This is a genomic window from Microbacterium rhizosphaerae (genome assembly GCF_034120055.1).
GTDB classification, from domain to species: domain Bacteria; phylum Actinomycetota; class Actinomycetes; order Actinomycetales; family Microbacteriaceae; genus Microbacterium; species Microbacterium rhizosphaerae.
Genome location: NZ_CP139368.1, coordinates 3,930,530 through 3,944,861, shown reverse-complemented (window position 1 = coordinate 3,944,861; position 14,332 = coordinate 3,930,530). Strand labels below are relative to the sequence as shown.

Annotated in this window: 15 protein-coding genes; 7 read left to right on the top strand and 8 right to left on the bottom strand. The window is 70.7% G+C overall.

Annotated features, from left to right (window positions below):
• Window positions 1-8 precede the first annotated feature (8 nt).
• Window positions 9-542, top strand: a complete 534-nt coding sequence (locus tag SM116_RS17910) for an FMN-binding protein (protein WP_320942324.1) — start codon at window positions 9-11, stop codon at window positions 540-542.
• Between the two features lie 160 nt (window positions 543-702).
• On the opposite strand, the gene SM116_RS17905 is transcribed toward SM116_RS17910, so the two are convergent.
• From SM116_RS17905 to SM116_RS17890, 4 genes are all read right to left on the bottom strand, one after another.
• Window positions 703-1,689, bottom strand: a complete 987-nt coding sequence (locus SM116_RS17905) for a sensor histidine kinase (RefSeq protein ID WP_320942323.1) — start codon at window positions 1,687-1,689, stop codon at window positions 703-705.
• On the bottom strand, window positions 1,686-2,354 hold the full coding sequence (locus tag SM116_RS17900; RefSeq protein WP_320942322.1) for a response regulator transcription factor: 669 nt from the start codon (window positions 2,352-2,354) through the stop codon (window positions 1,686-1,688). The genes SM116_RS17905 and SM116_RS17900 overlap by 4 nt, the downstream gene beginning before the upstream one ends.
• Window positions 2,355-2,433: 79 nt before the next feature.
• Complete coding sequence (locus SM116_RS17895) at window positions 2,434-2,985, bottom strand: pyridoxamine 5'-phosphate oxidase family protein (protein ID WP_320942321.1); 552 nt, start codon at window positions 2,983-2,985, stop codon at window positions 2,434-2,436.
• A gap of 14 nt (window positions 2,986-2,999) precedes the next feature.
• A complete protein-coding gene (locus SM116_RS17890) occupies window positions 3,000-3,395 on the bottom strand; it encodes a VOC family protein (protein ID WP_320942320.1) in 396 nt (131 codons plus the stop codon).
• A gap of 80 nt (window positions 3,396-3,475) precedes the next feature.
• Between SM116_RS17890 and SM116_RS17885 the strand changes: the two genes are divergently transcribed.
• From SM116_RS17885 to SM116_RS17875, 3 genes are read left to right on the top strand one after another with little or no spacing between them, the layout of a single operon-like run.
• On the top strand, window positions 3,476-4,246 hold the full coding sequence (locus tag SM116_RS17885; RefSeq protein WP_320942319.1) for an SDR family oxidoreductase: 771 nt from the start codon (window positions 3,476-3,478) through the stop codon (window positions 4,244-4,246).
• Window positions 4,239-5,249: a phosphotransferase family protein gene (locus tag SM116_RS17880; protein ID WP_320942318.1), complete on the top strand. Its 1,011-nt coding sequence runs from the start codon at window positions 4,239-4,241 to the stop codon at window positions 5,247-5,249. The genes SM116_RS17885 and SM116_RS17880 overlap by 8 nt, the downstream gene beginning before the upstream one ends.
• Before the next feature lie 16 nt (window positions 5,250-5,265).
• Window positions 5,266-6,501, top strand: coding sequence for an acyl-CoA dehydrogenase family protein (locus tag SM116_RS17875; RefSeq protein WP_320942317.1), 1,236 nt, complete (start codon window positions 5,266-5,268; stop codon window positions 6,499-6,501).
• An 8-nt stretch (window positions 6,502-6,509) separates the two neighbouring features.
• Here SM116_RS17875 and SM116_RS17870 read toward each other — a convergent pair whose 3' ends face one another.
• From SM116_RS17870 to SM116_RS17860, 3 genes are all read right to left on the bottom strand, one after another.
• Window positions 6,510-8,150 (bottom strand): HNH endonuclease signature motif containing protein, encoded by a 1,641-nt coding sequence (locus tag SM116_RS17870; RefSeq protein WP_320942316.1) that lies wholly within the window; start codon window positions 8,148-8,150, stop codon window positions 6,510-6,512.
• A 109-nt stretch (window positions 8,151-8,259) separates the two neighbouring features.
• Window positions 8,260-9,726, bottom strand: coding sequence for an MFS transporter (locus SM116_RS17865; RefSeq protein WP_320942315.1), 1,467 nt, complete (start codon window positions 9,724-9,726; stop codon window positions 8,260-8,262).
• Window positions 9,727-9,784: 58 nt separating this feature from the next.
• A complete protein-coding gene (locus SM116_RS17860) occupies window positions 9,785-10,765 on the bottom strand; it encodes a helix-turn-helix transcriptional regulator (RefSeq protein WP_320942314.1) in 981 nt (326 codons plus the stop codon).
• 93 nt (window positions 10,766-10,858) lie between these two features.
• Between SM116_RS17860 and SM116_RS17855 the strand changes: the two genes are divergently transcribed.
• On the top strand, window positions 10,859-11,704 hold the full coding sequence (locus tag SM116_RS17855; RefSeq protein ID WP_320942313.1) for an NAD(P)H-binding protein: 846 nt from the start codon (window positions 10,859-10,861) through the stop codon (window positions 11,702-11,704).
• Window positions 11,705-11,707: 3 nt separating this feature from the next.
• On the opposite strand, the gene SM116_RS17850 is transcribed toward SM116_RS17855, so the two are convergent.
• A complete protein-coding gene (locus SM116_RS17850) occupies window positions 11,708-12,187 on the bottom strand; it encodes a MarR family winged helix-turn-helix transcriptional regulator (RefSeq protein ID WP_320942312.1) in 480 nt (159 codons plus the stop codon).
• 98 nt (window positions 12,188-12,285) lie between these two features.
• Between SM116_RS17850 and SM116_RS17845 the strand changes: the two genes are divergently transcribed.
• Together SM116_RS17845 and SM116_RS17840 are read left to right on the top strand one after the other, a co-directional pair.
• The gene (locus SM116_RS17845) at window positions 12,286-12,906 is read left to right on the top strand and encodes an NADPH-dependent F420 reductase (protein WP_320942311.1); all 621 of its coding nucleotides are present in this window, start codon (window positions 12,286-12,288) and stop codon (window positions 12,904-12,906) included.
• 78 nt (window positions 12,907-12,984) lie between these two features.
• Window positions 12,985-14,316, top strand: coding sequence for a flavin monoamine oxidase family protein (locus SM116_RS17840; RefSeq protein WP_320942310.1), 1,332 nt, complete (start codon window positions 12,985-12,987; stop codon window positions 14,314-14,316).
• Window positions 14,317-14,332 lie beyond the last annotated feature (16 nt).

Below are 14,332 nucleotides of genomic sequence, written 5' to 3'. Positions count from 1 at the left end.
GAGCCGTCATGAAGAAGATCGTCTACAGCGTGCTCGCCACCGTCGCGGGGCTGGTGCTGCTGTTCAGCTACCGCACGTCGCTCGACCAGCCCACCGCATCCCCGATCGTCGCCGGAACGAAGACCACCACGACCCCCTCGGCGTCGGCGACCCCGTCGGCGTCGGCGACTCCGACGGCGTCCCCGGCTCCGACGGCCTCCTCCGGATCGTCGGACGGGTCGAGCTCCTCGAGCGGCACGTCCAGCCAGGCGTCGAGCGGGCTCAAGAACGGCACCTACACCGGTGGGTCGGCCGGAACGCCGTACGGCCCGGTGCAGGTGAGGATCACCGTGTCGAACGGTGTGATCAGCCGGGTCGATGTGCCGCGGTATCCGAGCGGGAGCGGCCAGGACCAGCAGATCAACTCCTATGCGCTCCCTCAACTCGTCGCCGAGACGGTCACGGCGCAGAGCGCGCAGATCGACATGGTCTCCGGCGCGACCTACACGAGCCAGGGGTACGTCGAGTCGCTGCAGAGCGCGATCGACAAGGCCCGCGCCTGACCAGCGCAGCGATTGCCGCGTTTCGTCTCGCTTCGCTCGCTCAACGGCGGGGCGGGTGTGGGTCGGGGCGTTTGGTCTCGCTTCGCTCGCTCAACGGCGGGGCGGGTCGTTGAGCGAGGGAGCGTCAGCGACCGAGACGAAACGTGGCCGCACGCCGACGTCAGCGGGCGAGCGGCAGAGTGAGCAGGAAGGTCGTGCCGGCGGCCGACGTCGTCTCGATCTCCACCGACCCGCCGTAGCGGTTCGCGACGTCCTGCACGAGGGCGAGCCCCAGGCCGAAGCCCCGACGGCGACCGGTGTCGGCTCCCCGCGCGAAGCGCTCGAACACCCGCTCACGATCGGCGGACGCGATCCCCGAGCCGCTGTCGGCGACGCGCAGCTCCATGTGCCGCCCCTCGTGGTCGGCGGTGACGACCACCGCCGCGCCCCGCGGCGAATGCTGCACCGCGTTGTCGAGCAGCGCGACGCACAGCCGCGTGAGGGTCACCGCGGGCACGACCACATCCATCCGCCCGGCCACGGACGAGTCGATCGCGACGCCCGCCTCCTCGGCGATGGGCCGCACGGTGTCGACGGCCGCCGCGAGAGCCGGTCCGACGTCGGCCGGCTCGCCGTTGGCGGGAGCGCTGTCGGCCTGCGCGGCCAGCAGGAGCTCGGTGAGGATCTCATCCATCGCCGACGTATCCCGTCGCAGCTTGTCGAGGGTGTCGTCGATGGGCTCGCCGCGCGCGTTCCGACGCTGCAGGATCTGCACGCGGCTGGTGAGCGCGGTGAGCGGTGTGCGCAGCTCGTGGCTCGCGTCGGCGAGGAAGTTCCGCTGCACGCGCAGCGCCTCGCCGAGCGGCGCGACAGCCTGGCGGGCCGCGAACCAGGCGACGAGCCCGAGCAGCAGCACGCCGACGATCCCGAGCGCGACGACCCACGGGAGCACACGGTCGACGTCGACCACGATGTGGTCGAAGGGCGATCCGTGCCGGTCGTCGCCGTCGGGCGCCGGTGGCCCGCTTTCGGTCCGCGCGGTCAGCAGGATCACCGCGATCAGGATGGCGACACCTCCGGCGAGCACGACGGCGGATGCGATGCCGGTCCACAGGGCGATCTGCCGCGCCGAGCGCCGTACGCGTCGCTGATCGGGGGAGTCGGTCATGTCGGCATCCCGAGTCGATACCCGCGGCCGCGGACGGTCTCGATCATCTCGGGCGTGGTCTTGCGCCGGATGTAGTGGACGTAGGTGTCGACGGCGCCCTCGCCATCCGCCGTCGAGAAGACCGCGCGCATGATCTCGTCGCGGCTGAAGACGCGCTCGGGGCTGGCGGACAGCAGCTCGAGGAGCGCGTTCTCGGTCACGGTCAGCGACATCCGCAGCCCGGACGGGGAGTGGACCGACGACGAGTCGGGGACGTAGATCCAGTCGCCGATCTCGCGCCGCCTGCCCTCGGCCTGGAACCCGCGGCGCAGCGCCCGCAGGCGGGCCAGCAGCTCGTCGTAGTCGAACGGCTTGGTGAGGTAGTCGTTGGCGCCGGCATCCAGCCCCTCCACGCGATCGGGGACCGTCCCGAGCGCGGTGAGCATGAGGATGGGCGTCGTGATGCGTGCGGTGCGGATGGCCTCGACGAGGCTCGCGCCGTCTCGACCGGGCAGTCGCCGGTCGACGACCATCACGTCATAGCGGTTGCGCAGGGCGCGCTGCAGCGCCTCCTCCCCGTCGATGACGTGGTCGACGCGGTACGCGTCGGACAGCACCTCGACCGTCATCTCCGCGATGTCCGCGTCGTCCTCGACGTACAGCAGCGCCGGCAGCGGCTCGCCCATGCCACCTCCCCGGTTCATGCCAGCACGCGCTCTCTCAGAGAGCGCACATGATCCCGTCGCGTGCGTCCAGCGGCGATGCTCAAGCGCCCTGCCCGGCCGGGGGGTGATGCGGAATCGGCCACGGCTTCGGCAGCACACCGTCGTGGTCGGTGAACTCCTGCACCTCTCCCGCGGCGTCGCCGCGGGAGTCGGTCGTCGTCTCGAACCGCTTGGCGAAGCGCCGGCCGGAGACGGTGGACGGGTCGACGCGCACGAACTCCTGCTTCGTCGTCGGGCTCCACGACATGAGGTGGGCGATCCCGGATGCGTCGATCTCGGCGGGGTCGGTCAGGCGGCGGGCCGAACCGCGGACGACGACGCTCCAGCGGCGCCGCGCATCCTGTCCGTCGATCTCGAAGGCGACCTCCGGATGCGCCTCGATGCTCTGGAGCTTGCCGCCCGGCGCGGTGCGGAAGTACAGGGAGCCGTCGTGGGCGAGGTAGTTGAGCGGCATCAGGTCGGGATGCCCGTCGTGGCCGACGACGGCGAGGCGGCCGACCTTGCCGAGCGTGAGGAGGCGCCAGCACTCCTCGGCGTCGAGCTCCTCGACCCCGTTGCCGGCGGGATCGATCAGGCCATCGTGTGCAGACATTCCGGGTTCCTCGCTCAGCCTTCGGCGAGCACCGACAGCACGTTGCCGGCCGGGTCGGTGAACCACGCGATGTCGGGCCCGCGACCGGGTTCGCCGTGCAGGATGCCCTTGGCGTCGGTGCCGTAGTCGGGGTCGGTGTAGATCTTCGTCACGACGCCGCGCTCGTTGAGGTCGTCGACGGCCGCCTCGACGTCCGAGACCGGGAAGTTCAGGACCGTGAAGCTCGCCGGGGTGTGGTCCGGCTTGGCGTAGACGAGGATCACGCCGCCGCGCGGCAGATGGATGTCGAGGAAGCCCATCGGGTTGTCCCGGACGTCGAGGCCGAGGGTCTCGCGGTAGAAGTGTCGTGCGGCGTCGATGTCGTCGACGCTGAAGCCGCTGAACACGCCGGCTGTCTGGAAAGCGCTCATGGTCCCAGCATCCCGCCGCGCCGCGCCCCCGTCCAGCGCGACACGTAGACGGGGAGGCGGCGGAACGGCATCCTCGAACCATGAGTCCACGCTTCAGCGGCAAGACCGCGATCGTCACGGGCGCGAGCCGCGGGATCGGCTTCGCCATCGCCCGCCGGCTCGTCGACGAGGGTGCCCATGTCGTCATCACGGCGCGCGGGGAGGACGATCTGCGTGAGGCGGCGACGTCCCTGGGGGCGAGCGCCCGGTTCGTCGCGGGCAAGGCGGACGACCCCGCGCACCAGGACGAGGTCATCGGCACGGCCCTCGACGCGTTCGGCAGCGTCGACCTGCTCGTCAACAACACCGGCATCAACCCGGCGTACGGGCCGCTCCTCGACCTCGACCTCGGGACGGCGCGCAAGATCCTCGAGGTCAACGTCCTGGCGGCGCTCGCGTGGGTGCAGAAGGTGCACGCGGCGTGGATGGGGGCGCACGGCGGCGCGATCGTCAACGTGGCCTCGGTCGCCGCCATCCAGCCCGCGCCGATGATCGCGATGTACGGCGTCAGCAAGGCCGCCCTGAAGCACCTGACGGAGGAGCTGGCGTTCGAGCTCGCGCCCGGCATCCGGGTGAACGCCGTGGCGCCCGCGGTCGTGAAGACGACCTTCGCGCGCGCGCTGTACGAGGGTCGCGAGGCCGAGGTGTCGAAGGCGTATCCTTTGCGGCGGCTCGGGGTTCCGGACGACGTCGGCGGCGTGGTCGCATTCCTGCTGTCGGACGACGCGGGATGGATGACGGGTCAGACCGTCGTCATCGACGGCGGCGCGACCCTCGGCACCGGTGAGACGCTCGGTACGACCCGTGGGTGAGGATCCTCCCGGCCTCGACCTCTCCCGGCTCGGCCCGTGGCTGGCCGATGCCGTTCCCGGCGCGGGTAGCGAGCTGACGGCGACCCTCATCGCGGGGGGCAGGTCGAACCTCACCTACGACGTGACGGACGGCACCGGGCGGTGGATCGTCCGGCGGCCGCCGCTCGGGCACGTCCTCGCGACCGCGCACGACATGGCCCGCGAGTACCGGGTGATGTCGGCGCTGCAGGGAAGCGCGGTCCCGGTGCCGCGCATGCTGGCGCTCTGCGATGACGATGCCGTGGTCGGAGCCCCCTTCTACGTGATGGAGCGGATCGAGGGCACGGTCTACACCCGCGCTGCGCAGCTCGAGGCGCTCGGCGCGGAGCGCACGCGGGCGATCTCGACGCGGGTGGTCGACACGCTCGCCGACCTGCACGCGATCGTTCCGGATGGCGTCGGCCTCGGCGACTTCGGGCGGCCGGACGGGTTCCTCGCCCGGCAGGTGGCCCGGTGGAAGAAGCAGCTCGACGCCTCCCGCAGCCGCGATCTGCCTGACGCCGACGAGCTGCACCGCCGGCTCGCCGCCGATGTGCCGCACGAAGGGGCGGTCGGCATCGTGCACGGCGACTATCGGCTCGACAACGTGCTGATCGACGCCGGCGATCGGCCGGCCGCGGTCATCGACTGGGAGATGGCGACGCTCGGCGATCCGCTGACCGACCTCGCGCTCATGATCGTCTACGGGCGGATCGCGGCCGCCGCGGGCCCCGTCGTTGCGGATGCCAACCTCGCGCCGGGTTTCCTCTCCGAGGCGGAGGTGGTCGACCGCTACGCATCCCGCAGCGATCGCGACCTGTCGCGGTTCGGCTTCTATCTCGGGCTCGCGTCGTACAAGGCGGCGGGGATCCTGGAAGGCATCCATTACCGGTACCGGCACGGTCAGACCGTCGGCGCCGGTTTCGACCGCATCGGCGAGCTCGTCGAGCCGCTGCTGCGCACCGGGCTCGACGCCCTCGACTGACCCATCCGGAGGACCCATGGACTTCCAGTTCGACGACCGCACGATCGAGGTGCGGGAGGCGCTGCTCGACTTCATGCACGAGCGCGTGGAGCCCGCCGAGCACACGTTCCGCCGCCAGCTCGCGGAGCTGGAAGACCGGTGGGCGTGGGACTCCGCGCCCATCCTGCGGGAGCTGCGGGCCGAGGCGCAGGCGCGAGGCTTGTGGAACCTCTTCCTGCCCGGCGACGGGGGCGCCGGGCTCACGAATCTCCAGTACGCGCCGCTGGCGGAGATCACGGGGAGGCTGCCGGCACTGGCCCCCGCCGTGGTCAACTGCGCGGCGCCCGACACCGGCAACATGGAAGTGCTCAGCGAGTTCGGCACCGACGAGCAGCAGCGGCGGTGGCTCGAGCCGCTGCTGTGGGGGAAGATCCGCTCCGCGTTCGCGATGACGGAGCCCGATGTCGCCTCGTCGGATGCGACGAACATCGAGACCTCGATCGTCCGAGACGGCGGCCATTACGTGATCAACGGTCGCAAGTGGTACATCACCGGCGCCATGAATCCGAATGCGGCGATCTTCATCGTGATGGGCAAGACGGATGCGGCGGCCGAGCGGCACCGGCAGCAGTCGCAGATCCTCGTGCCGCGCGATACGCCGGGACTGACGGTGGTGCGCGGGATGCAGGTGTTCGGCTACGACGACCACGAGCACGGCGGGCATGCCGAGGTGCTGTTCGAGGACGTCCGCGTCCCGGCGTCGAATCTCATCGCGGGCGAGGGGATGGGGTTCGCGATCGCGCAGGCGAGGCTCGGGCCGGGACGGATCCACCACTGCATGCGTGCGATCGGGATGGCCGAGCGGGTGATCGAGCTGATGTGCGAGCGGGCGGACAGTCGCGTCGCCTTCGGCCGCGCGCTGTCGGAGCAAGGGGTCGTCCGGGACTGGATCGCCGACGCCCGCGTCCACGTCGAGCAGCTGCGGCTGCTCGTTCTGAAGACCGCATGGCTCATGGACACGGTCGGCAATCGCGGTGCGCACACCGAGATCCAGGCGATCAAGATCGCGACCCCGAAGGTGGTGCAGGGCATCCTGGACGACGCGATCCAGCTGTTCGGGGCCGGCGGGGTCTCGCAGGACTTCCCGCTCGCAGAGATGCACGCCGCGATCCGCACGCTGCGCCTGGCCGATGGCCCCGACGAGGTCCACAAGAACTCGCTCGCCCGGATGGAGCTGCGCCGCCAGGCGGAGGCGCGCGACCGCATCGGCTGAGGTCGATCTCATGCGGCCGGCCGGAATCGGAGGGGCGGTGGTTGAAGATCGCCGTAGACGTATCGCCGCTCGATCGGTGTGCCGAGCACGATCGGATCCGCTCCGCGGGGCGGATGCAGAAGGAAGGGCCCCGGTCCATGCCGGGTGATGCGCCAGCCGCCGTGGTGCAGATTCATGTGGTGGAACCTGCAGAGCAGAATGCCCCGGTCAATATCCGTGCGGCCGCCGTCGACCCATCGGTCGATGTGGTGGGCCTCGCCATACGCGGGTGGTCGGTCGCAGCCGGGCCACCGGCATCCGCCGTCCCGGATAGCGAGCGCGATGTTCTGTTTCGATGAGAACGTTCGGACCTCTCGACCGAGGTAGAGGGGGTTGCCGGACCCGTCCAGCGCGCATTCGACGCTCCCGATGCTGCAGGCCTGCTGCCGTGCGAGCCAGGCGGGGAGCGTTCCACCTTCTTCGAGCACAGCGATTCCCGCATCTGCTCCGAGGTCGTCGGCGGAGCGCTCGGTATCGCGGGTGCTCCCGTCCGCTCTTCTGAGGGCGTCGGCAGTGATGATGACTCGGACGCCCGCCTGGCGCGTTCCGAAGACGGTGGCGGCATCGGCGAGGGAGCCGGCGCGAAGCGTGTCCAACAGGAGGTCGTAGGCGAGCTGGTCGTTCGTGCGCGGATCTGCTGCGAGTTCGTCGGCCTTCGCCTTCTCGTCGGGGTCGACGAAACGCGGTCCTCCTCGACGCGGCCGCAGGGCGGTGTCCTGGACGGCACGAAGCCACGCATGGCCGAGGTCGTCGAACCTGATCGACCCGTGATGGATGCCGTCCCCATCCGTCCAGGTGTGGAAGGAGCGCCCCTCGAACCGCTCGTCGAACCGGCGCTGCGCGCCTTCGGGATCGAGCATGTCGCGGATCGTGCGCGCAGCCTTGCCCAACTCCTCGGCCGTCCGTGTGGACGCCTCGTCGATGAGCTGTTCCGCGGCGGCGGCCCAGGCATGCCGTGCGGAGGCGCCCCGGTGCTCGTTGCACACGTCTCCATCGGTGCGGGCGCCGTCATCGCCCACGCAGGCGGCGGGGGTGTCGCACGAGGGCGGCTCGCCCAGTCCCCGCAAGATCACGTCCTGTTGAGTCGAGGTGATCGTTCCGCGCATCATCGCGTCGCTCAGGGCGGCATGCCATGGCCGTTCGCTCCCGGGAATGGAAGGCGTGCCAGGAATCTCGGAGTCGGTCGGCGATGCGGCCGCGGAATCGATTCGGCTCTCCGCATCCACGAGTCCCGCATGCAGGAGTGCTTGCCCAAGACGCACGTGCTTGGCGGCGTCCGCGCGCGTCGACCCGGTGATCTCCTGCACGAGCGCGACGGGGGAGCGATGGCCCCGGGTCTGTGCGAGACCCTGGTGCCCCGCAGCGCGAGGGGAGCGGCCGGCGGCCACACCGGCGGCAGCGATCCTCACCGCCTCTCCGGCCTTCACGAGCGCCGTTGCCGCTTCCAACACGCGGATGACCGCGTCGTCGGTCAGGAGCAGCACTGCCGCGGGGCAAGCCGCCGCATCCACCTCGTCTCCGAGGGCTGCGCGCAGGATGTCGACCTGACGCTCAAGCTCGAAGAAGAATCGCATAACTAAAGGTACCATGAGCGCTACGATATAGAACATAAATACGATAACGAAATGACAACGACGCTCAAAGCGTGAACGGCCCACTTGCCGGTCCGAAGCAGTGACATTGATCGGTGGAGATCGCCGCCGCCCCGACCCTGCGCGGTCAGCTCTCGGGGACGGAGCCCCCGGTCGCCGGACGCTCGGCAGCGGGCTGCTCTGTGGGGGATGCCTTGCCGGCTGCGGGCTGCTCCCCATTGGGGGATGCCTGGCCGGCTGCGGCATGCACCGGATTGCGGATTCCGATGAACGACGTCACGGCGCCGGCCGCCATGAGCACGGCGGTGAACACGGCCACACGATGGAAGCCGGCCAGGTCGAGCACTCCACTGGTGATGACGCCCAGCAGAGCGATGCAGATGAGGCCCGCGATGCGCGCGACGGCGTTGTTGACGGCCGACGCGATGCCGGAGCGCGCCGGGTCGATCGAGCCGAGGATCGCCGACGTGAGCGGTGCCACCGTGATGACGAGGCCGAGACCGGTCAGGATCGTGCTGGGCAGCACCTGGGTCCAGTAGTCGAAGTTCTCCGAGACCGTGAGCAGGAGTGCGAACCCGACGGCCATGAGGGCGGGCCCGATGGTCATGAACATGCGCGGCCCCCACCGACCGCTCAAGCCGCCGATCAGCGAGCTCAGCGAGATCATGATGATCGTGACCGGGATCGTCGTCAGCCCCGCAAGGGTCGCCGACAGGTGGGCGCCCTGCTGCAGGTACACGGTCACGACGAGGCCGTTCAGCGCCAGCGCGCCGTAAACGAAGAGCGTCGTGATGTTGCCCGCGGAGAAGTTCCGCACCCGGTACAGCTCGAGAGGCATCATCGGCTGCTTGGCCGTCGCCTGGCGCACGATGAAGCCGATCAGCGCCAAGATGCCGATGGTCATCGATCCCCAGATCGCCGGGCTGCTCCATCCGAGGTTCCCTTGCTCGATGAACGCGTAGACGGTCCCTCCGAGGCCGATCGTGCACAGTGCTGCACCGCCCCAGTCGACCCTCGATCCCGGCTTGCGCACGTCACGCTCGCGGAGGATGGCGAGCAGCCACAGCGTCACCGCGATCGGCACCACGTTGATGAGGAAGACCAGGCGCCAGGTCAGGAAGTCCACGAACAGGCCGCCCATCACGGGGCCGACCAGGAGCGCGGCTGTGGTCGCAGCCGTCCAGATTCCGATCGCGCGCGCCTGCGCGGGGCCGCGGAAGTACGTCGTGATGAGCGCCAGCGAGCTCGGGACGAGGAAGGCCCCGCCGACACCCTGGATCGCACGGCAGATCACGAGGAACAGCGGATCGGGGGCCAGGAAGATCGCCACCGATGCCGCGCCGAAGATCACGAGGCCGACCCGCATGATGACGATGCGGCCGAACACGTCGCTGAGCGAGCCTGCGACGAGGATGAGCGACCCGAGGGTGATGAAGTAGGCATCCACCACCCACTGCTGGGTGACCATGCCGCCGCCGAGTTCCCGCTGCATCGCCGGAAGGGCGACGTTGACGACCGTGCCGTCGAGGAACGCCACGAACGACGCGAGGATGGCGATGAGCAGCACCAGCCGCTGTGTGCGAGCGTCGGCCATGGTTCACACGTTAGACCTGCCCGCGGACACCCGGCAGGTGTGCGGCGTCAATCCGACCTCAGTCGGCAGCGGCGGCGAAGCGCGCGGAGCGCTCGCGCAGAAGGGCCGACAGCTCCGGCGAGTCGAGCACCCGGAACGGCCACACGAGCCAGAGCAGGGCGCCGGCGAGCACTTCGAGCCGGACGTCCGCGATGCGCCAGTCCGTGGCCTGCGCGTCGCCGGCGACAGGGGAGAAGTCGCGGGCGTACCCGGCCATCCGTGCCGTGACGTCGGTGATCGGCGCCGCGATGCGGATGGTCGCCGCGTGCAGCGGCTGGGCCCGCATCCTCTCCTCGACGAACGCCGCCGCGTCTCCGCCCGGCACGCGACGGGGTGTGAAGCGCAGCCCGGTGGCGTCGGCGCGACGGATGCGGTCGACCCGCAGCACGCGCCAGTCCTCGCGGTCGAGGTCCCAGCAGACGAGGTACCAGCGGCCGTGCCGCGGGACGAGCGCGACGGGTTCGACGCGACGTGTGCTCTCCTCGCCGTCCCCCTCACCGGACGTCGACGGGCCGGAGACATGACGCAGCCGCATCCGCTCCCCGTCACGACACGCGAGCGCGAGCGCGGCGAGGACGGACGCGTCGAGCGGAGGCGTGTCCGGTGCGGCTCCGAGTGACACGGCAGCCCGCAGCGCCCGTACCCGGCCGCGCGCGCCTTGCGGCATGACCTGCTCGAGCTTCGCCAGTGCGGTGAGCGTCACCTCGCCGCTCGTCCCGCCCGCTGCGGCCGAAGCGGCCGCCGCGGCGAGCGCCATCGCCTCGTCGGGTGTGAAGACGAGGGGCGGGAGCTCCGTTCCCGTGGAGAGCTCGTAGCCGCCATCGGGGCCTCGGCGCGCCGCGACGCTGTAGCCGATCGCGCGCAGCCGGTCGACATCGCGCCGGAGGGTTCGCTCGGTGACGCCGAGGCGCTCAGCCAGCTCCGGACCCGGCCAGAATCGGCGCGCCTGCAGCAGCTCGAGCAGCTGCAGGGCGCGGCTCGTCGGAGAGGTTTCGGACATGTCCTCATTCTCGGCGAGATCAGGACAGGATTCGTCCTGATCTTTCGGAAGAGTGGACCACATCCAGACCCCTCCCTGAAGAGAAGGTGCGACATGACCATCCTCATCACCGGCGCCACGGGCGCCGTCGGCCGTCACGTGATCGCCACCCTCGTCGGCTCGGGCGAGCCGGTGCGCGCGCTCACCCGCGATCCGCAGCGGGCCGCCCTGATCGCAGGCGTCGACGTCGTGGCGGGTGACATGACGGATGCCACCACGCTCGACGGCCGGGTCTTCGACGGTGTCGACCGCGCGTTCGTGTTCCCGTCCGACGGCGTCGACACCTTCGTCGGGGCCGCTTCAGCGGCGGGTGTCGACAGGTTCGTCGTCCTCTCGTCGCTCGCCGCCGCGGAGGAGTTCCCGCGCGACCATGGCTCGGCGAGCCAGGTGCACCACGCCGCCGTCGAGGCCGCCGTGACCTCGCGCACGGACGTCTGGACGATCCTGCGGCCGGGCACGTTCGCCAACAATCTGCTGTCCTGGGCGTACGCCATCTCGGCCGGCTACCCGATCCGAGCGCCGTACGTGCAGTCGGCGCAGGCGCCGATCCATGAGGCCGACGTCGCGGACGCGATCGTCGCGGCCCTGCGGTCGGACGAGTGGGTCGGCCAGGCCATCGCGATCACCGGCCCCGAGGCGCTCACGCGGGTCGAGCAGGTCGCGGCGATCGCGGAGGCGATCGGGCGCAGCATCCCGCTCGTCGAGATCACGCCCGACGAGTTCCGCGCCGAGGCGGCGGAGTTCATCCCGACGCCGATCGTCAGCATGCTCCTCGATTACTGGAGGGATACCCTCGCGACCCCTGACCGGGTGCGTCCGGTCACACCTCTGACGGGGCATCCCGGCCGCACGCTCGCGCAGTGGGCGCGCGACCACCGCGCGGAGTTCGGGGCGGCCTGATCCTCAGCGTGCGGCGGGCCCGAAACGGTGGTGCGGGTCGAGCGCCTCGACGACCGGTTCAAGGGCGGATGCCACGGCCTCCAGCTGCTCGGCGGTGAGCCGGTCGATCACCAATTCCCGCACGCGCTCGATGTGACCGGGCGTCGCGCGCACGAGCGCGCGGCGCCCGTCGCCGGTCAGCGACACGGACACGGCGCGCCCGTCGCCCTCCCCGCTCGCCCGCTCGACGAGCCCGCGGGTCTCGAGGCGCGTGACGACCTTCGACAGGCGGGGGAGCGTCGCGTTCGCGGCCGCGGCGAGCTGCGTCATCCGCATCGGGCCGGTCTGGCGGAGCGCCGTCAGCACCATGAACTCGAAGTGGGTCATGTCGCCCTCGGTCTGCAGCTGCGCGTCGAGGGCCGCCGGCAGGAGTTCGGCGGTGCCGATGATCGCGAGCCACGCTCGCGACTCGAGCGCGTCCATCCGGGGCACCTGGAAAGACATGCCGACAGTCTCCCAGCAACCGGGAATAGTTTCCCCGGCAACTCGCTTGAACACTGTAGTTGCCTCTACAACAACTTCTACAAGAGAGCGAGAACGACATGAGCACAGTCACCGTCATCGGAGCGGGGAACATGGGATCGGCGATCGCGGGCATCGCGGCCAAGGGCGGCGCGGCCGTGCAGATCGTCGGTCGTGACGAGCGCGCCGCGCAGCTGGCGGCCCAGGTGGGCGGCACGGCGGCGACGGTCGGGGATGCCCTGACTGGCGATGTGGTCGTCCTGGCGGTGCCGTACCCCGCCCTCGCCGAGCTCGCGGGCGTCTACGGCGCGCAGCTCGACGGCAAGGTCGTCGTGGACATCTCGAACCCGGTCGACTTCGAGACGTTCGACGGGCTCGTCGTCCCGGCCGACGGCTCCGCCGCGCAGGAGCTCGCAACGCTCCTTCCGGGCGCCCGCATCGTGAAGGCGTTCAACACCAACTTCGCGGCATCCCTCGCCAGCGGCGCTGTCGGTGACGCGCCCACGCGCGTGATCCTCGCGGGCGACGACGACGAGGCCAAGGCGCTCGTCCGCGGCTTCGTCGAGGCGGGCGGCCTCGCCGTGGCGGATGCCGGCTCCCTGAAGCGCGCTCGCGAGCTCGAGGCGTTCGGCTTCCTGCAGATGGTGCTCGCCGTGCGCGAGCAGATCGCCTGGACCGGCGGATTCGCGGTCGTCTCCTGAGACTGCCTGACGCACGAAGCGGGGCCGCTGCATCCGGTGGATGCGGCGGCCTCCCCGTCTCGCGGCCATGATCGAGTCATGGAACACGTCGACACGATCGTGGTGGGCGCCGGCGTCGCCGGCCTGACCGCAGCCCGGCTGCTGACGAAGGCCGGGCGGCGCGTCGTCGTGCTGGAGGCCCGCGACCGCGTCGGCGGCCGCGTCTGGACGGACCGCGCCGACGGGGTCGCGACCGATCTCGGCGCCTCGTGGATCCACGGCATCGCCGACAGCCCGGTGGCCGCGGCCGCGGAGGCGTTCGGCATGCGGATGACGGAGTTCACGGTCGGCGGGTACCAGCCCGACAGCCGCCCGATCGCCTCCTACGGCCCGGACGGCGCGCGGCTGACGGATGCCGAGGCCGCGGCGTTCGCGGACGACATCCACGCCGTCGACGCCACGCTGCTCGAGGTGGTCGCCGCATCTGCGCCGGACGCGTCGTACCGCGACGTGACCGAGACGGCCATCGCACGACACGACTGGGACGACGAGCGGGCGCAGCGTGTGCGCGAGTACCTCGAGCACCGCACCGAGGAGCAATACGGCGCCTGGATCGAGCATCTGGCGGCCCACGGCCTCGACGACGACTCGATCGCCGGCGACGAGGTCGTCTTCCCCGATGGCTACGACGCGCTGCCGATCGCGCTGGCGCAGGGGCTCGACATCCGTCTCGAACACGTCGTGTCGCGCGTCGACTGGGGGGCCGGAGCGACCGTGACGACCGCCCGCGGCGGCTTCACGGCGGACGAGGTCGTGATCACCGTGCCGGTGGGCGTGCTGCAGTCCGGCGAGTTCGTGATCGCGCCCGCGCTGCCAGAGCCGGTCGCCGGCGCTCTCGGCAGGCTGAGGATGAACGCCTTCGAGAAGGTCTTCCTGCGGTTCCCGGCGGTCTTCTGGGACGCCGACGTCTACGCGATCCGCCAACAGGGGCCCGAGGGGCGTCGGTGGCACTCGTGGTACGACCTGACAGCGGTGCACGGCGAGCCGACGCTGCTGACGTTCGCCGCCGGTCCCGCGGCGATCGAGACGCGCACGTGGACACCGGATCAGGTGGCCGCCTCCGTGCTCGAGCAGCTGCGCCGGCTGTTCGGGGATGCGGTGCCGGAGCCGACGCGCATCCACCTCACGGCCTGGCAGGACGACCCGTTCGCCCGGGGCTCCTACGCCTACATGACGGTGGGTTCGACGACCGCCGATCACGATGATCTCGCCACCCCGGTCGGAGGAGTCCTGCACCTCGCCGGAGAGGCGACGTGGACCGACGATCCCGCAACCGTCGCGGCGGCGCTGCTCTCGGGACACCGGGCGGCGGAGAACATCACAGGGCGCAGCATCCCGATCGAAGAGCTGTGGTCCTCTCGCTTTAGTTGATTTATGACAGAAGTCG